Here is a 17,895-nt window from a genome sequence, read left to right on the forward strand (position 1 = left end):
TATGGACAGGGTTTACCTCAACATCTTATTCTGCATCATATACTCCGAGGGATCTTGCATGAATTTCTCCGGATCCAGTAAATGGCCTTTATTCTTTTCCAGTTCTTTCATTTGCAGGCTATCGATACTGTCGCGAACCTGCGGATTCAGGATTTGACCTTCGTTATAAAAAAGTGAATACTGGTATTTTCCGTCTTCATCGTAATATTTCCACTCACTGTGGCGAAGATTGTTTTTATAGGCACCCACCACTTCCTGTTGTCCATTTTCGAAATACACCAAAAACAGGCCGTTGCGCATGTTGTTTTGCATTTTACATTGCATGTAAGGTTCGCCTGTTTTAAAAAACACCTGGTAATCACCTTCCTGTACATCATTTTTCCAGTGACTTTCTTCCATAACTTCACCGGTATCGTAGTAACGATGCGAAACACCGTCCTTTACTCCGTTCCGGTATTCTTCATCGGCCACTTTTTGGTTTTCTTTAAAAACCGACCAAACCCCGGTCTTTTTTTCATTAAGAAAGTCACCTTCTGCCAGCTTCTTGCGCCAAACATCAAACAGTTGTGTATGTGCAGTATCGCCCCGGTATTCGATTAAAGCCTTTACTTGTCCTCCCGGATGATAGCGTTTCCACTCTCCCACCGGTTTGCCATCTTTAAAAGATCCTTCGTAAACAGGCCTGCCATTGGGCTGCGTTTTCTTCCACAAACCTTGCCGCAATCCGTTGGCATCGGTTTGATTGATTTGCGAAAACGACAGGAACGGCAAAAAGATAAAGAGGACGAGTAGTTTGTACATAGCTTTTTTATTAAAACGCAAAATTAGAGAAATATTTTATCTATTGAGACAGCATGCGTTTCTCTCTGGAAACACAAATACTGACCTCCAAATGTGTGAATTCTTGTTAAGATTTTAATATTTTTTCAAAGTCTTCTTTTATTTTCACAAAAATTACAAGCAAATCATTCACTAAAATGATATTTTAGCATACTTAACTAAAATCATATAAGAAATGACAATATCAAACCGAAGATCGTTTTTAAAAACGACCACCGCTGCCGGGGCCGGATTGTTTGCAGCACCTTACATTGCCAAGGCTGGCCTGTCAAAAAAAAGTAAAAACGGGGAAGTAAACATTGCCTTTATCGGAGTTGGCGGACGCGGACGTGGCCATCTGAAACGGGCGGCTAGTACCGAAGGTGTGAAAGTAACTGCTTTCTGCGATATCGATCCGGAAGCTGTGGAAAAAACCCAGAAGATATTGAGTGACCTCGGGAAGCCGGAAGCTGCCGTATATTCCGACGGTGAACATGCCTACCTTGAAATGCTGAAACGCGAAGACATCGACGGTGTTATCATTTCTACGCCATGGTTGTGGCACACCCGCATGGCTGTGGCCACCATGAAAGCCGGCAAATATGCAGCCGTTGAAGTTTCGGCAGCCAATACCATCGAGGAATGCTGGGACCTGGTAAACACTTCAGAAGAAACAGGAATGCCTTGTATGATCCTGGAAAATGTGAATTACCGCCGCGATGCGATGGCAGTAATGAACATGGTAAAACAAGGTGTTTTCGGAGAAGTAGTGCATGCACGTTGTGGTTACCGCCATAGTTTGCTCGATGTAAAATTCAACCAGGACCTGAAATTTGGCGAAGGTGCCCACGGAGAAGCCCGCTGGAGAACGCAACATTCGCTCACGCGTAATGCCGATGTGTATCCTACACACGGATTGGGACCGATAGCCGCCATGTTAGACATTAACCGCGGAAACCGCTTCCTGTATCTAACTTCTACAGCAACCAAAGCAGTAGGACTGAAAGATTATATCGAGGAAAAGGGCGGGAAAGACCATCCGAATGCCCAACTTCCTTGGAAGCAAGGTGATATTATTACGTCGGTCATAAAAACGACCAACGGAGAAACCATTATTGTAACGCATGATTGCAATTTGCCGCGTCCTTATTCATTAAACTTCCATGTGGCAGGAACCGACGGAGTTACCGACTTCGATTACGGGCATCGCCGCATTCATATTGAAGGACAAAGCAAGGCGCATAGCTGGGATGAATTCCAGGCGTGGCAGGATAAATACGACCACCCGCTGTGGAAAAAATACGGTGAAATTGCGAACGGAGCAGGACATGGCGGAATCGATTATTTTGTTACCCGCGAGTTTATTAATGCCGTAAAAGAGCAACGCCAACCGGTTATGGATGTTTACGATGCGGCTGCCTGGAGTGCAGTTACACCGCTTTCGGAAGCTTCTATTGCAACAGGTAGTTCTCCTCAGTATTTCCCTGATTTTACCCGCGGACAGTGGATTAATCGTAAACCTGTAGAATTCGTTTAATAAAATCATACAGTTTATATTGAAAAGCCGTCTGGTTATTTACCGGACGGCTTCTTTTTTTACTGAAAAATCCCTCCTTCATAATAAACACAGGGTATCTGGACATTCTTGTTAGCCCATTACGTTTTCATACAATAGAAATACCTAAAAAATATACCGTTCTTTTCATCAATCCGGGCGAACGATTGTTATAATAGGCTAACTATAAATTTAATTTCAGCAGATGTTTGAGGCCTTAAAAAATATTGACCGCAAAGGATACAAAGCCAAATTTGGAGGACGGGAAATATTTAAGTTCATTGGCCCCGGATTGCTGGTAACCGTTGGGTTTATCGATCCTGGAAACTGGGCTTCCAACCTCGCTGCAGGGGCTAATTTTGGTTATTCCCTGTTGTGGATGGTGACACTTTCGACCCTGATGCTGATCGTACTGCAGCACAACGTTGCCCACTTAGGAATCGCTACCGGGCTTTGTCTTTCAGAAGCAGCTGCCATACACGTAAAAAAACGACATGCCCGCTGGCTTTTGTCATCGGCCATGCTGGCATCCATTTCCACATCATTGGCCGAAATACTGGGAGGCGCTATTGCCGTTAACCTGCTGTTTGACATTCCGGTAAGAGCCGGAGCCCTGCTGGTTACCATTTTCGTATTGATCATGCTTTTTACCAACTCGTACCGGGTCATCGAAAAATGGATCATTGCCTTTGTTTCGGTTATTGGCTTGTCGTTTTTGTACGAGCTGTCGCTGGTAAACATCGACTGGAATGCAGCAGTGAAAGGCTGGGTAACGCCTTCTTTTCCATCCGGTTCGATGGTGATTATCATGAGTGTTTTAGGAGCTGTGGTAATGCCCCATAACCTGTTTCTGCATTCCGAAATTATTCAAAGCCGGCAGTGGAATCTTCAGAATGATAAAATCATCAAAAAGCAACTGAGGTACGAATACCTCGACACGCTTATTTCCATGGTAATCGGATGGGCCATCAACAGCGCCATGATCATTTTGGCAGCGGCCACCTTTTTTAAAACAGGAACTCCGGTTACCGAACTCGAGCAGGCAAATTCGTTGCTGACTCCTCTGCTGGGCAATCATGCTGCGGTTGTTTTTGCGGTTGCACTGTTGTTTTCGGGGGTTTCCTCCACCATCACCTCGGGCATGGCCGCCGGAACCATTTTTGCCGGCATGTACAAAGAACCGTATGATATTCAGGACAACCACTCCAGGCTAGGGGTTTCAATCTCACTCATTGCTGCGTTGATCATCATTTTTCTCATTTCCAATCCGTTTAACGGACTGATCATTTCACAAATGTGCCTGAGTATTCAGCTGCCGTTTACCATTTTTCTGCAGGTGTACCTTACTTCTTCCGAGAAAGTTATGGGCAAATACAAAAATTCTACTTACTCAAAAATCCTGCTTTACTCGCTAGGCGTAATTGTGGCAGCACTCAACGTAGCTTTGTTTATCAGCTTGTTTCAATAAACCACCTCCGGCAATAACTTTGCTACTGCCGCTCGTATCGAACCTCTCTCCAAGTATTGGATTCAAATAGCTGCTACAACATAAAAAAACAAGAAGCTCCGCTTTGTCGTCTCCAGTTTCTAATAGTCCATTCCCCAACGTTCGCTGGGATCTCCCGGAATAGCCACTTCTTTTTGTGAAAAACGGAAAACATGTGGCTGAACCAGTCGGTTGAAATCTTCGTATTTCATCTGTATCATTTCGGTGTGATTACCGGCGTTAAAGGCGATCATGTCGTCTTCAGCCAAAGTCTGCGCCACATACACATCCAAATCGTACAGATTTCCAAACGGCGGCATAGCCCCCACTTCACAATCAGGAAAGAAATACTTGAATTCCTCTTCGGTAGCCAGTGCCACCTTCTCTTTTCCAAATACTTCCTGAAGCAAATCGAAATCAACCTTATAACTGGCCGGTAACACGCACATGGCGAGGTTGCGGTCAACTTTGATCATTACGGTTTTTGCCACTTCTTTCCCAGAAATGTGGGTTTTGGCGGCAATTTCCTGTGCTGTATAAGCACTGGAATGTTTGATTGTAACGTACCTCACCTGGTTATCATCGAGGTAAGTTTTTAGTTTTTTTGCCGGCATTTTCTTTTGTTTTAGTTGATAAATTGAGTTTCTATCTTTAACTGAATTCTATTTGTGAATTGTTTAGATTTTACTTCCCAAAAACCGGAAAGTTTCAGAAATGGACAAAAAAATACCCCACCAAAAGGTGAGGTACTTTTTCATTCATTCTGTAGTATTAAAACTTTATGCAAGATATGCTTCCAACATCCAGATACGTTTTTCGGTATGGCCAATCCATTCACTCATCATACCAACGGTTCCTTCGTCGCCGACCTGACCTGCTGTTGCAAGAATATCGTTAAAACTTTCCAGGAAGAAACGGTAACTGTTCAATACGGTTTCAACGCCTTTTTTCCCATCCGAAAGATTTGATACCTGCTCCAGCGTTGCCACTTTAAGGTAATCGCCATAAGTATGCAAAGGCTGACCTCCCAGTGTCAAAACACGTTCTGCAATCTCATCTACAATCTCGGCCGACTCGTTGTAAAACTCTTCATATTTTCCGTGAAGTTGGAAAAACATCGGGCCTTTCACATTCCAGTGCAGTCCTCTCAGGTTCTGGTAAAAGATCTGGTAATCTGCCAATAACTTGTTCAATTTCTCTACTGTGGGTTGATTTTTTGCTTTCATTTTATTTAAAATTTTATGTTTTTGATGTTCATTATTTATACTACAAATATACTATTAGGAATATTTATTAATTTTATGACTCTATTGGTAATACTTATAAAATGAACATCAACCAACTGGAATACCTGCGCGAGTTATGCAATTCAGGAAGTTTCTCAGCCGCTGCCGAAAACCTGGGAATTACACAGCCGGCCCTGAGTCTTCAGATTCAGAAACTGGAAGAAGAGCTCGATTTTAAATTGATAGATAGAACCAAGCGGCCCTTGAAGCTTACCGATGAAGGTGCCGTGTTTTACGAAAAAACAGTGGATATTCTGCAGCAAATTGAACGCCTGAAAGATTTGTCGCTGGAGTTGGGAGAACAAATAAAAGGAAACCTCCGCGTGGGAATTATTCCAACAGTAGCTCCGTACCTGGTTCCGCTGTTTACTCAAAAGCTGAAAACAAGTTACCCCGAGCTTCAAATTGAAGTTTTTGAGTTAAAGACCGAGGAAATTGTCGACGAGTTAAAAATGGGGAAACTGGATTGCGGCATTATTTCAACGCCTGTTTCAATGCTCAACATTCATACAGAACCGCTGTTCTATGAACGTTTTTACGCCTACGTTTCAGTAAAACACCCACTTGCCTCGAGCGAAAAACTGGATGTGGACGAAGTGGACAAAAACGACATCTGGTACCTCGAAGAAGGCAATTGTTTTCAAAACCAGGTGAATTCGATCTGTAAAATAAACTACCAGAAAAAAGCAGCGCAACAGCTGGTTTACCGCAGTAGTTCCATTGAATCGCTCCGGCGAATTGTGGAGCACGAATGTGGAGTGACCTTTGTCCCCGAGCTGGCCACCATTAACATTCCTGCCGAACAGGAAGAAATGATCAAGGAACTTACAAAAGAAGAACCGGCGCGCGAAATCAGCATGGTAACCGTTAAAAAGCCGGCACGTGAGCGCCAGGTTGCTGCGCTTCAAACCGTGATTCGCGAAAGCATTCCCAAACGGATGCAGCAAAAACCGGAAGGCTGGATTGTGGATACGATGTTATAAAAAAAGCTCCCTCAAAAATGAAGAAGCTTCCAGCAAATTAAAAATCATGTGATTGCCCCGGTAAAACGATCAATAAATTTCCTTGGTCATTCGTTCGGTGGCAGTCATATAATATCGCGCAAAGTTATCGTCTTTCATAAAAACAGTTAATTGTTCGCGCCAGCTTTCGGCTACTTCCGAAAGTTCTGCAATACCTTTTTTGGCCTCTAAATCTTCCGGATTGGCACGAAAAGCTTTAATAACCGGAATAAATTCATCCATCCACTGCTCGTAGCGGTCCATCAGCTGTTGTTGATCGGTAGTAAGCGGAAACTCGGTCTTGTCGTTCATTACTTTTGCAGAGAGCTTTTCAACTCCCAATGCTCCTGCCCCAATCGTCAATCCCAGTTTGGTCAAAAAAGACCTTCTTGATTCTTCGTATTCGTTCATACTCTGCATTAATTAAATCCGTTTTCAAAACAACCATCCGGAAAGAAGGTTTACCGTAAAAACAAAAAAAAGCCTTCCGTCGCTTGACAGAAGGCTTACTGAATATTATTCAATGGACAACATGACTGGAGATCATTCATAATAAGAACAAAGAATGGTTGAAATTATACTCAAACTTAAAGGGATTAATTACAATAACAGAAAATGATCGCTATTAATTTTGGATAGTTTTGGTATGATAAACGGAGGCCTATTCTTTAGCTGAATGTCCGAAATTTCGAGACCAGAAAATCCCAATAAAACTTTTTAGTTCTACTCGAATTAGCTTTGGTTATTTCAATAGCCTCTCAAGTTTTCTTTGGGGGCTTTCCCCTTTAATATAATTTTAATAAGTTTGTAGCAATTGTCTTAATTTATAAGCATAGCTTCGAACCCGGATAATAAAAATATCGGGGATTAGTAATGAATATAGTAAATCAGATTGTTCGGGGAAATGAAGAAGCCTTCAGGGAGTTGTATGTAAAATACAAACCTATAGTTTGTAAGTTTGTATACAGTTTTACTAGTGACTCCGATCTAACTGACGATATTGTTCAGGATGTTTTTATTGCAGTTTGGTTGAACCGTAAAAATCTGGATCCCAACAAATCGATTTTGTCCTACTTAATGACCATTGCCCGGAACAAGGTTTTTGATTACTTCAAAGAAACATCTCGAAAAAAGGAAATGCTGGAACAAAACTGGCTACTGCTGGAAAAGACCCGGAACGAAACTGAAGAAGTTTTGAATTCACTGGAGCTAAATAGGTTAGTTGATGCTGCAATTAGCCAGTTAAGTTCACGTAAAAAGGCAATTTTCGAGCTCAGCAAACTCAAAGGAAAAACACATGCAGAGGTTGCATACGAACTCGGTATTTCCCAAAACACAGTTAAAAATCACATGGTGGAGTCCTTAAAGTTCATCAAAGAATTTTTAAGTGATCATGGAGAAGTCGCCTTTAGTTTGTCTATTTTTTTGTTATTCAGATAACACTTCTATCGCCTTTAAGATCATTTTAACACCCTACTCTACACTGATTCTTGTCAATTGGCATTCTTTCTTGTTACTTACAATTAACTATTTCCCAGAAGGCTTTTAGTCAATGAACTGGGGGATATTCTTAGTAAACAATTATTTCCATTGATTTGACAGTCTGCAAAAAAATTAAAAAAAGTTGATCTGTCACTAGTCCTGTGCTCTCCCAATACAGTATATAGTGTGTAAGTATATAGTAATGGAAGAAAAACGAAAAATAAAGCTGTTTTATAAGTTTCTGCAAAAGCAGTTGACCAAAAGTGAATACGAAGAATTTGTAGCCGAATTTGGGAAAAACGACGCTCATAAAAACTTTGATCACTTATTTGATGCTTATGCCGATAATTTAATCAAAGAGGGCCAGCATCTTCAATTCGAAAAAGAGTTATTGCAAGAGGCAGAGCATGTCCTGAAAAAAGCAAAGCAGAAAGAACGGTTTGCCATTCATAAAAAATCAAATATTCTCCATTCTTCGTGGCTGAGAGTTGCAGCAGTTATTCTTGTGGTTATTTCGGTAACACTATACTGGAATTCAGTAAATAATCAAAAGAAAGCAGCAGAGGATTTAAGCGCTGAAATCATAAACACGCTTGAAAAAAGCACCGGCTATGGTGAACTCTCTAACGTTGTTTTATCAGATGGTTCAAACGTTAAACTAAATGCGAAAAGTAAAATATGCTTTAACGAAAAATTCCCGGGAAGTACACGGGAGCTTAGTTTAAACGGGCAGGCTTTTTTCGATGTGGCCAGAGACGAAAATAAACCGTTTATTATAAAATCGGGACAGCTAACGGTAACGGTACTGGGAACTTCTTTTGATATAAAATCGTTCGATGACGACGATTACGCATTGGTAACCGTCGTGTCCGGGAAGGTTAAAGTTAACTCTCCCGCAGGCGAATATATTATTACGCCAAACGAACAGGTTCACCTCGAGAAATCAACAGGAAAACTCATAAAGCGCGAAGTAAAGGCTGAAAATATTATTAAATGGACCAATCGTATCCTGTATTTTGATCACACTCCCGTGACAGAAATGGTAAGCCAGCTGGAGCGTTGGTACAATGTAAAGATAATAGTGAACGATCCCGAACTCTTATTAAAAACAGTTAGTGGTGAGTACGTTAATGAAAAGCTGACAACGATATTACAAACCCTTGAGTTCTCGCTTCACATTCAATTCGAAATAACAAACGAAAGAGAAATAACACTTAGCAAATCTATTTAGGAACTAAAAAAGAAAAAACACATGAATTAAGAATACGAAGCAACCAATAAAAAAGAACAGCAACACCGGGATGGGTCACTGTTCTGCCTAAATTTTATAGCTACTCGTTGAAGATGATTTCTCAGGTCCGCTTCAAACGTAGCTGTTTAAACAACTTTTAATTGTAAAAACCATAACAAAAATATGAAGAATAAATATCATCTTAAAAAAGTGCTGATGAATTTAACATGTTTTGTGCTTATTATGACGCTTTTCTCCAGCCTGACCTTTGCCTCCGATACTTATGGGCAGGGAATAAAGAGCACGGATGTTGCATTTGCACAGAAAATAAAAGATTTAGATCAGTTAATAACAGAAATAGAGGATCAAACAGAATACCGTTTCTTTTTTGAAGATCAGGCAATATCCAATAAAGACTATAACGTAAAACTTAATATTTCAAAAGGATCAGTGTTCGAGGTCTTATCTGAGGTGGCAAATCAAACAGGTCTGGCTTTTCGACAATTAAATAATACTATTGCGATCAAAGCGAAATTCGATGCTAATGACCAACTTGAAACGAATGCAATATCTGTTCAACCAAGAACAATTAGCATTACCGGAACGGTTACAGATGCATTCAATGATGAGCCGATACCAGGAGTAAATGTTTTAATAGCAGGTACCTCTCTTGGTACTACTACTGATGTTGATGGTATTTACCAGTTGTTGGTTACTGAGGGGGATACACTAATCTTTTCATTCATCGGTTATGAAGTACAAAAAATTGAAGTCGGGAAAATAAAAATTGTTAACGTAAGGCTTTCAGCACAAACCGAAATGATAGAGGAGGCAGTTGTTGTAGCATTCGGGAAGCAACGCAAAGAAAGTGTTGTTTCAGCCATAACAACGGTTAACACTGCTGATTTAAAGGTACCATCAAGTAATTTAACAACTGCACTGTCGGGTAGAATGGCCGGCTTGATTGCCTACCAAACAACAGGCGCACCAGGTGAAGAGGATGCTCAGTTTTTTGTACGTAGTGTTACTTCCTTTGGTAGTGGATTGACTTCGCCATTAATTTTAATTGATAATATTGAAATGACATCACGGGATCTATCGAGGCTTAATCCTGATGATATTGCCAGTTTCTCCATTTTAAAAGATGCTTCGGCCACTGCTCTTTATGGGGCTAGAGGTGCTAACGGAGTTGTTTTGGTAACAACAAAAGAGGGGAAGAAGGGAGCAGTGGATGTACAGGTTCGCGTTGAGTCCTCTGTTTCCACTCCTACAACGAAGGTAGATATTGTTGATCCGGTCTCCTTTATGGAGTATTCAAATATCGCAAGCTTGACACGTCATGGCGAATTAACCTATCCGCAAAGTAAAATCGACCAAACAAAAGTCCCGAACAGAAACCCGTACGTCTATCCGGCAGTTGACTGGAAGGACCTTTTAACGAGAAATTACTCGGTAAACCAGAGAGCAAATATCAACCTTACTGGTGGTGGCGAAGCTGCAACGTACTACATTGCTGGTTCTTTTTCACAAGACAATGGAATCTTACAGGTCGATCCGGTGAATCCATTTAATACCAACATTAAAGTGAAATCATACGTCGTTCGGTCGAACGTTAATCTAAATTTAAGCAAATCATTAGAAGCAAAGGTTAGGGTAAATGGAAGTTTTGAAGACTATACTGGTCCTATCGGGGAATCAGGAAGTGGCGGAGCCAATACCTACGGAAAAACACTGATTGCCAATCCTGTATTATTCCCGGCAGTATACGCCCCAGACAAGGAGACACAATATCTTGATCGTATGTTGTTTGGCAATTATTCTGATGATGAGTACGGATTAGGCTCTGATCAATATATCAATCCATACGCTGATGTTATGAAAGGGTATGAAGATGTGAGAAATAACACTTTTTTAGCACAATTGGAGTTGCATCAGAATCTTGACATGGTAACCAAAGGTTTAAAAGCCCGTTTTATCGGGAGTATTACACGTTATTCAGGATTTAATATTCAGCGCAGTTACGAACCTTTTTATTACCAATATGTGAAAGGGACTTACGATCCTGAAAATACCTCCTTCCCTTATGAATTAGCGGTATTAAATCCGGAAGAAGGCTCAGATTTTATAGACTACAGCGCTGGCGATAAATTTGTTAGATCCAGTTATTATGGAGAAGGGGCCATTTTGTATAACAGGAACTTTGCCGATAAACATAGTGTGGGAGGACTTTTAGTCGGTTCGTTTAAAGAAAGTATGGATGGAAGCCCTAAAAACCTGGACACTTCATTGCCATCACGAAATATGTCGTTTGCAGGTCGTTTTACTTATGGTTTTGATCAGACCTATTTCGTTGAGTTTAACTTTGGATTAAACGGTTCAGAGCGTTTTGATCCGGCGCATCGTTGGGGCTTTTTCCCTTCAATAGGTGCCGGATGGCAAGTATCAAATGAACCTTTCTGGACCGGAATTAAAACAGTCGTTCCCAGTCTTAAAGTTAGGGCTACCTATGGTTTGGTTGGGAACGATATTATTGTATCCAACAGCGATCGTTTCTTCTTTACGTCAAATATTAACCTAAACGGCTCATCTGCTGGCAGGTTCGGCAATAATCCGTATGAAACATTCAGCCGTCCAACAATAGATATTTTGAGATATGCCAATCCTGATATTACATGGGAGGTTTCTTATAAAACCAACCTGGCAATTGAATTAGGGTTATTCGATGATAATCTAAAGTTCATTGGAGAATTGTATCACGAAAGACGTACCAATATCGTTCAGTTGAGGCCTGATATTCCTTCAACTATGGGTTTAACTACCGGTATCAGAACCAACTACGGCGAGGCTATTGGAAAAGGAGTTGACTTAACCCTGGATTTTAATAAAGCTTATAGCAACTCATTGTGGTTTATAATTAGAGGAAACTTTACCTACGGAACATCAAAAATTACTAAATATGATGAATTGAACTACTCCGAAATTGCACCTTGGTTGTCTGTTGTAGGACAAAAGGTTGGGCAACAGCGGGGATATATTGCTGAACATTTGTTTATCGATGATGAGGAGGTAAGTAACTCACCCTTGCAGCAAGTTACCAGTGGCATAGGAGCATATCAGGCAGGTGATATTAAGTATCGAGATATCAATGGCGACGGAATTATCAACTCATTTGATATGGTACCCATGGGATACTCAGCAAACCCTGAGATTCAATATGGTATCGGAGGATCAATAGGTTACAAGAACATTGATTTTTCATTGTTCTTTCAAGGCTCCGAAAGAGCTTCGTTTTTCCTGGATGCAAAAGATATGGCACCCTTTGTTGAAGTATATTCCGGAGGGAAAAAAGGGAACAGGGCTATGCTAAGCTACATAGCCGAAAGTGTGTGGACCGAAACGAACAGGGATATCTATGCCAGTTGGCCCCGTTTGTCTCCTGATATTGGTTCCGCAGCACTTGGAAACAACAATAATTTTGTTAAAAGTAACTACTGGTTGCGGACAATCGGCTACTTGCGTTTAAAATCAGTTGAGCTAGGGTACTCTCTCCCTAAAACAAAAAGGATTAATGCAAGAATTTATGCAAGTGGCACAAACTTGCTAACATTTTCAAGCTTTAAATTATGGGATCCTGAAATGGGGGGAAATGGACTGGCCTATCCTTTACAAAGAGTTTTTAATGTAGGGCTTCAACTTAATTTTTAATCATAAAAAGCAGAGGTTATGAGAAAAGTATTTAATTACCTGACTATCATCATACTATTCACTTTGTTTGGTTGTAATAGCTTTCTGGATATTTTACCGGATGATAAAGCGGAACTGAAAGATGCGTTTAAAGATAAATATAACTCAGAAAAATATCTGTTTACCTGCTACAATAGTCTGCCCAATTATGTATCACCTATGAATACATTGGGTATTTCAGGAGGTGGAGATATCATTTATTCAGAAAGAAATACAGCTGGTTTAACTGACGGACCACCTGAGCCAATGATGGCCTTTCTAAAAGGAAATAATACAAGCAATCCCTTGATGAACTTTTGGGACGGAACGAATGGAGCTCCCGAAAGTTTGTGGGAGGGAATCAGGCACTGTAATGTATTTTTAGAACAAATATTACTTGAAAATGGAGGGCCACGCGATGTGGATGAAATGCTTAGGACCAGGTGGATTGCTGAAGCAAAAGCAATTAAAGCATACCTGCATTTTTATCTTTTTCAACTGTACGGACCGATTCCAATTATTGATGAAGCGGTCCCTATTTCAGAGAAAGGAGACAAAGTAAATGTGTACCGGGCTCCGGTTGATGAAGTTGTAAACTACATTGTAAATACATTGGATGAAGCGATAGTGGATCTTCCATCCATGAATGAACTGGATGTTGTTAGTGAGTTTGGAAGGTTTACAAAAACCATTGCCCTTTCCATCAAAGCAAAAACATTGGTATTGGCTGCCAGCCCTATTTTTAACAATAATAATTATTACGCGGGTTATACCGACAATAGGGGCGTGGAACTGTTCCCGGTTGGAGACAGTAACGAGAGATGGGAAAGAGCGTTGGCTGCCTGTGATGCTGCTTGTCGTTCTGCCGAAGAAGATGGTGCAGTTATTCTTATCACGACTGACGGCGGTAACAATGCTATCAGAGGTACTAATATGACAAATATAAGTGATACCACCAAGGCTATGGTGAGCCTAAGGCAGGCTATTACAGAATCATGGAACCCTGAAGTGATATGGGCAATCAATGAAAGCACTACACTGTTGCAAAGGTGGAGCACCATGTTAAGCAATGATGAATGGTTTAATTTGAATGGAGTAAGTGGTGCAGGTCTTGGACAACGCCACGGGCCAACTATAAACATTGTGGAGAATTTTTATTCCTCAAATGGCATTCCCATTGATGAGGATGCTGAATGGGAAAACAATGGGTGGTATCAAAATCGTTATAACACTCAACTTCCTGATACAAAACATAGCAAATATTTTATCAAGGATGGTCAGGAGACTGCGATCCTGCACTTTAACCGCTCATTACGTTTTTATGCGTCTGTTGGTTTTGATGGTGGTATTTGGGAAGGAAGAGAAAAGAGCTTATCAGAGGCATCGTTTCCCAATATGATGAGGTATTATGGTAGCGGAATGAAAGATTCTGAAACATTCGGAGGTTATCCTTATTCAGGTTATTTGGCAAAAAAACTCAGTCATCTGAAAACAACTTATACTGAAACCAGAATTACTTTAATAAGGGAGGATTACTCATTCCCGATAATCCGTTTGGCGGATATGTATTTGCTGTTGGCAGAATGCCTGAACGAAGTTGGAGGTACTGCAAAAACCGATTCACAAGGACACAATGCTTATTATTATTTAGATATGATACGAGCAAGGGTAGGAATGGAAGGCGTAGTGGATAGCTGGAATAAATATGCTTTGCCCACATATAAAACAAAACCTAATGATATCAATGGGTTAAGAGATATTATTCGGCAAGAACGTATAAATGAGTTAGCATTTGAAGGACATTTTTACTATGACGTAAGAAGATGGTTAATGGCTGAAGAGTTATTTAATAAGCCAATATTGGGCTGGAACAAGGATGGGGGAAACAAAAAGGATTTTTACAATATAAAAGTATTAGTAATACCTCGTTTCTCGATGAAGGATTATCTGATGCCTATCAGGACAAATTCATTATTGCAAAACCCTAATCTGGTTCAAAATCCCGGATGGTAAAATAAATAAGAGCATCATAAAAGAATTACAAAATGGGAAATAATATAAAGTCATTACTTATTACAATCATCAGCACTTTGCTGATAGTAGCTTGTACAGACTCATACATGGGTATAGAACAAGTAAAAACCAGTTCAGTTAAACCCGAAAAGATCACGATCAACGAGGTGATTTCGAAGTCGGGAGCATTGGAAATCCATTTTACGCTTCCTAAAGGAAATCCGGACATTTCACAGGTTGTTGCAAGCTACATCAGCAAGCAAGGTGAGAAAATGGAATTTAAAGTCTCAAGGTACAGCTCCTCTATTTTGGTAGAGGGCTTTATCGGAACAGATGAGATAACTGTGGAATTGGCCTGTATCGATAACAGCGGCAATAAATCTGAAATTACAGAGGTAAAAGCTGCACCGCTAATCTCCCCGGTTGAGCTTGCACTTAGGACAATGAAAGTTGAAGCAGCTTTTGGCGGAGTAAAAGTTGAATGGAAAAATTCACATGCCAACCCGTTTGTGATTCATGTTTTAACGGCAGATACATTGCAAAAAGGGGTCGTTTCGCTTAACGAAGATCTAAAACAAGTGATATATTCCAGCGACTCAGTAAACACCTTTGCATATATTCGTCCATATTCTGCCATAAAACAGGAATTTGGATTTTATGTAACAGACAAATGGAAAAATAGAACAGATACATTAATTAGCTCCCTTACTCCCTATAAAGAGGAATTGATCGATTATAACTTGGTGGAAGCAATCTCATTTTTTAATCCCACTTATTATGCCGGAAGCCGGGATTATGACACATATGCTATAAATCCTGCTACAGGAATACAAAATGATGGAAATTGCCATACCTCAAATTATGGCCCTCAAAAAATGTTCAATGGCGTGATTACTGCGAATGACTATTACTCTTATAAATTTGTGAAAAACCTAAATGATCCGGATAAATCGAAGCAAGAACTCGAACAAAATGTTTATGCAACTTTTGATTTACATCTGGAAGCACGATTGAGCAGAGTTAAAATATATCCCAGAACGGTTATTTCTTATACATACAACAGATCAAGTGTGAAGCGTTTTCGCATTTGGGGTACCAATGATGACAATACTGATAGATGGGCTAAATTCCCGGAAACCTGGACATTGATAGGTGAGTACGTTGGTAAAGAACCGGTTGATAGGGACAATTTGACGGCTGAGGAAATTGAATATTTCAACTACAATCAGGAGTATACTATCAGTGAAGACAATGTCAATCCTGATGCATCTCCTACAGCTACTTTCCGGTATATGCGTCTTCAGTTAATGGAATCATATAACCCGTTAAATGCTTACTACACAATAAATGAATTTGAGATGTTCGGAGATATCCAACAGTATTTTTAAAAAATAAATTATACCAGATTAAAATGAGAATTATGAAAAGATATATATTCAAAATCACGATCTTATTGTTCATTTTTTATGTGAGTTGTGATGATGCAAATGACTTATTGAATCAATACATAAAAGATGGACCAATTATTTATGCCGCAAAAGTAAATGAATTGAACACTCAGGCGGGATACTCCCGTTTGAGAGTAAATATTTACCCGGCGGAAGATGTAAACCGCTCTTATTGTGTTTTGAGCTGGAATATAACACAAGGAGCAAAAGATTCTCTAAAGGTTGATTATATCGAGAATAATTTCGACAATGATTCAAGTTGTTATTATACGTTTATCGATTTTGTGCCAGATAGTGGGATTGAAGGAAACCTGGAAATAACGGCACAAAATGTAGATGTATTTGGCAACAGATCATTAACGGTAACTGAAGGAGCTTATATTTATGGCTCAAGTTATTTATCCTCATTAGTTAATGCACAGGTTCAATTTTCATCCAATAACAATGAAATCACTTTTGAACAAAAAGTTAGTGCTGTAGGAAACCTGTTAAGTTATGAACAAAATAGCGGAGAATTTACGGAGGAAATTTTTGTAACTGATGAACGTTATCCTCTCTCCAACGCCAAAGCTGGCGGTATTGTACGAACTAAAACAAGGTATCTTATCTCTGAAACCGATATTGATACACTTGAAGTAGTGAATTATTTGGAAACAATAATTCCTCAAATCTGAAACTGGGTCCCTTCCGAAAATCTGTTTTTTTAAACACCTAGTCTAAATATGGATTTGCGGAAGGGATCAATCTTCCTTAACAGATAAACGACCGCTTATATTTAAAGAGTTCCAATATGGAAAAAACAGCTATAACTATATTGGCGCTCTTCCTGAGCGTTACTGTTTCTTGTTAGCATGCTGTTTACAATGAGAACCATCTTAAAAACTAAACAAGAGAGGCCGTTCAGGAAGCTGCACTGGTAATATCACAGTTTAGAAAAACATCTCCTTTTTTACTCGACAGTGAGAGATTAATGCTGTGGAATAAATTTCAGGTCTATTCTGATAGTTTGGAGAGTAGCATGTTTAAAGAATATTTGAATAAAGCTGAAGATGAATCTGTCAACATGGAAGATATTATTCCAATGATATATTTTTTCAAATAAATCGATTCAACGGTATATACAACGATTAAAAAATGAATACAATGAAGAAAGAGAGATTACTTGTTTTAACATTAATGATGTTGATTGCCATACTCGGCAGCGCACAAAAACTAAACACCTTGAGCAAAAAAGAAAAAAAGCAGGGATGGGAATTGCTTTTTAACGGGGATAACCTTGGTGGGTGGAAACTTTTTCAGGGAGGTGAGGTAAAAGGCTGGAAAATAGTTGATGGCATCCTTAATAATTCGGGAGTTGGAAGCGACCACGGAGGCGATATCATTACAAAAGAACAGTTTAAAGATTTTGAATTATCACTTGAATGGAAGATCTCGTCGCAAAGTAACAGCGGTATTTTTTATCATGTTCAGGAAGGTGAAACCAAAAAGATTTACGAAACGGGACCTGAATATCAACTACTCGACGACCTTGGCTGGCCTACAAAACTTCACGACAGTCAATACACTGGATCGAACTACGCGATGCAGGCTCCTGTTCGGGCAAAAGTAAAGCCTTTAGACGAGTGGAACACGACCAGAATTATTGTTAAAAGAGGCAAAGTAGAACATTACCTGAATGGCAAAAAGGTGGTGGAATACGAACTATGGTCCGACAAGTGGTATAAACAAAAAAATGAGGGTAAATGGAAAGACAAACCACTTTACGGAATGGCAAAAAAAGGGCACATTGGTTTGCAGGACCATGGAGGATTGACTCAGTTCCGCAATATTAAAATCAGAAAATTGTAAACA

At 39.9% G+C, this 17,895-nt stretch carries 14 protein-coding genes; 10 read left to right on the plus strand and 4 right to left on the minus strand.

Annotated features, from left to right (window positions below):
• Positions 1-12: 12 nt before the first annotated feature.
• Positions 13-801 carry a toxin-antitoxin system YwqK family antitoxin gene (locus INQ51_RS10730; protein WP_233377971.1) on the minus strand — a complete coding sequence of 263 codons (789 nt, stop codon included), beginning with the start codon at positions 799-801 and terminating at the stop codon, positions 13-15.
• Between the two features lie 214 nt (positions 802-1,015).
• Between INQ51_RS10730 and INQ51_RS10735 the strand changes: the two genes are divergently transcribed.
• Positions 1,016-2,356 (plus strand): Gfo/Idh/MocA family protein, encoded by a 1,341-nt coding sequence (locus tag INQ51_RS10735; protein ID WP_233377972.1) that lies wholly within the window; start codon positions 1,016-1,018, stop codon positions 2,354-2,356.
• Positions 2,357-2,579: 223 nt separating this feature from the next.
• Positions 2,580-3,842 (plus strand): Nramp family divalent metal transporter, encoded by a 1,263-nt coding sequence (locus tag INQ51_RS10740; protein WP_233377973.1) that lies wholly within the window; start codon positions 2,580-2,582, stop codon positions 3,840-3,842.
• 119 nt (positions 3,843-3,961) lie between these two features.
• On the opposite strand, the gene INQ51_RS10745 is transcribed toward INQ51_RS10740, so the two are convergent.
• Together INQ51_RS10745 and INQ51_RS10750 are read right to left on the minus strand one after the other, a co-directional pair.
• Positions 3,962-4,474: an aminoacyl-tRNA deacylase gene (locus tag INQ51_RS10745; protein WP_233377974.1), complete on the minus strand. Its 513-nt coding sequence runs from the start codon at positions 4,472-4,474 to the stop codon at positions 3,962-3,964.
• A 165-nt stretch (positions 4,475-4,639) separates the two neighbouring features.
• On the minus strand, positions 4,640-5,086 hold the full coding sequence (locus tag INQ51_RS10750; protein ID WP_233377975.1) for a Dps family protein: 447 nt from the start codon (positions 5,084-5,086) through the stop codon (positions 4,640-4,642).
• Between the two features lie 101 nt (positions 5,087-5,187).
• Between INQ51_RS10750 and INQ51_RS10755 the strand changes: the two genes are divergently transcribed.
• Positions 5,188-6,129, plus strand: coding sequence for a LysR family transcriptional regulator (locus INQ51_RS10755; protein WP_233377976.1), 942 nt, complete (start codon positions 5,188-5,190; stop codon positions 6,127-6,129).
• A gap of 69 nt (positions 6,130-6,198) precedes the next feature.
• Here INQ51_RS10755 and INQ51_RS10760 read toward each other — a convergent pair whose 3' ends face one another.
• The gene (locus INQ51_RS10760; RefSeq protein WP_233377977.1) at positions 6,199-6,558 is read right to left on the minus strand and encodes a twin-arginine translocation signal domain-containing protein; all 360 of its coding nucleotides are present in this window, start codon (positions 6,556-6,558) and stop codon (positions 6,199-6,201) included.
• Between the two features lie 462 nt (positions 6,559-7,020).
• Between INQ51_RS10760 and INQ51_RS10765 the strand changes: the two genes are divergently transcribed.
• The 7 genes from INQ51_RS10765 (at position 7,021) to INQ51_RS10795 (ending at position 17,892) form a co-directional block, all read left to right on the plus strand.
• On the plus strand, positions 7,021-7,587 hold the full coding sequence (locus tag INQ51_RS10765; RefSeq protein ID WP_262909900.1) for an RNA polymerase sigma factor: 567 nt from the start codon (positions 7,021-7,023) through the stop codon (positions 7,585-7,587).
• A 226-nt stretch (positions 7,588-7,813) separates the two neighbouring features.
• Complete coding sequence (locus tag INQ51_RS10770) at positions 7,814-8,860, plus strand: FecR family protein (RefSeq protein WP_233377979.1); 1,047 nt, start codon at positions 7,814-7,816, stop codon at positions 8,858-8,860.
• Between the two features lie 183 nt (positions 8,861-9,043).
• Entirely contained in the window at positions 9,044-12,565 is a 3,522-nt protein-coding gene (locus INQ51_RS10775; protein ID WP_233377980.1) for a SusC/RagA family TonB-linked outer membrane protein, read from the plus strand.
• An 18-nt stretch (positions 12,566-12,583) separates the two neighbouring features.
• Positions 12,584-14,596, plus strand: coding sequence for a RagB/SusD family nutrient uptake outer membrane protein (locus INQ51_RS10780; protein ID WP_233377981.1), 2,013 nt, complete (start codon positions 12,584-12,586; stop codon positions 14,594-14,596).
• 32 nt (positions 14,597-14,628) lie between these two features.
• Positions 14,629-15,984: a DUF5126 domain-containing protein gene (locus tag INQ51_RS10785; protein ID WP_233377982.1), complete on the plus strand. Its 1,356-nt coding sequence runs from the start codon at positions 14,629-14,631 to the stop codon at positions 15,982-15,984.
• 32 nt (positions 15,985-16,016) lie between these two features.
• Positions 16,017-16,718 carry a DUF4998 domain-containing protein gene (locus tag INQ51_RS10790; protein ID WP_233377983.1) on the plus strand — a complete coding sequence of 234 codons (702 nt, stop codon included), beginning with the start codon at positions 16,017-16,019 and terminating at the stop codon, positions 16,716-16,718.
• 469 nt (positions 16,719-17,187) lie between these two features.
• Positions 17,188-17,892: a DUF1080 domain-containing protein gene (locus INQ51_RS10795; protein WP_233377984.1), complete on the plus strand. Its 705-nt coding sequence runs from the start codon at positions 17,188-17,190 to the stop codon at positions 17,890-17,892.
• Positions 17,893-17,895: the final 3 nt, after the last annotated feature.

The organism is Maribellus sp. CM-23 (genome assembly GCF_021354595.1).
Classification (GTDB): Bacteria; Bacteroidota; Bacteroidia; order Bacteroidales; family Prolixibacteraceae; genus Draconibacterium.

Bases quoted from the DNA above. Each gene is read 5' to 3' on its own strand.
- INQ51_RS10730 (WP_233377971.1), bottom strand. From the start codon at position 801: ATGTACAAACTACTCGTCCTCTTTATCTTTTTGCCGTTCCTGTCGTTT.
- INQ51_RS10735 (WP_233377972.1), top strand. From the start codon at position 1,016: ATGACAATATCAAACCGAAGATCGTTTTTAAAAACGACCACCGCTGCC.
- INQ51_RS10740 (WP_233377973.1), top strand. From the start codon at position 2,580: ATGTTTGAGGCCTTAAAAAATATTGACCGCAAAGGATACAAAGCCAAA.
- INQ51_RS10745 (WP_233377974.1), bottom strand. From the start codon at position 4,474: ATGCCGGCAAAAAAACTAAAAACTTACCTCGATGATAACCAGGTGAGG.
- INQ51_RS10750 (WP_233377975.1), bottom strand. From the start codon at position 5,086: ATGAAAGCAAAAAATCAACCCACAGTAGAGAAATTGAACAAGTTATTG.
- INQ51_RS10755 (WP_233377976.1), top strand. From the start codon at position 5,188: ATGAACATCAACCAACTGGAATACCTGCGCGAGTTATGCAATTCAGGA.
- INQ51_RS10760 (WP_233377977.1), bottom strand. From the start codon at position 6,558: ATGAACGAATACGAAGAATCAAGAAGGTCTTTTTTGACCAAACTGGGA.
- INQ51_RS10765 (WP_262909900.1), top strand. From the start codon at position 7,021: ATGAATATAGTAAATCAGATTGTTCGGGGAAATGAAGAAGCCTTCAGG.
- INQ51_RS10775 (WP_233377980.1), top strand. From the start codon at position 9,044: ATGAAGAATAAATATCATCTTAAAAAAGTGCTGATGAATTTAACATGT.
- INQ51_RS10780 (WP_233377981.1), top strand. From the start codon at position 12,584: ATGAGAAAAGTATTTAATTACCTGACTATCATCATACTATTCACTTTG.
- INQ51_RS10785 (WP_233377982.1), top strand. From the start codon at position 14,629: ATGGGAAATAATATAAAGTCATTACTTATTACAATCATCAGCACTTTG.
- INQ51_RS10790 (WP_233377983.1), top strand. From the start codon at position 16,017: ATGAAAAGATATATATTCAAAATCACGATCTTATTGTTCATTTTTTAT.
- INQ51_RS10795 (WP_233377984.1), top strand. From the start codon at position 17,188: ATGAAGAAAGAGAGATTACTTGTTTTAACATTAATGATGTTGATTGCC.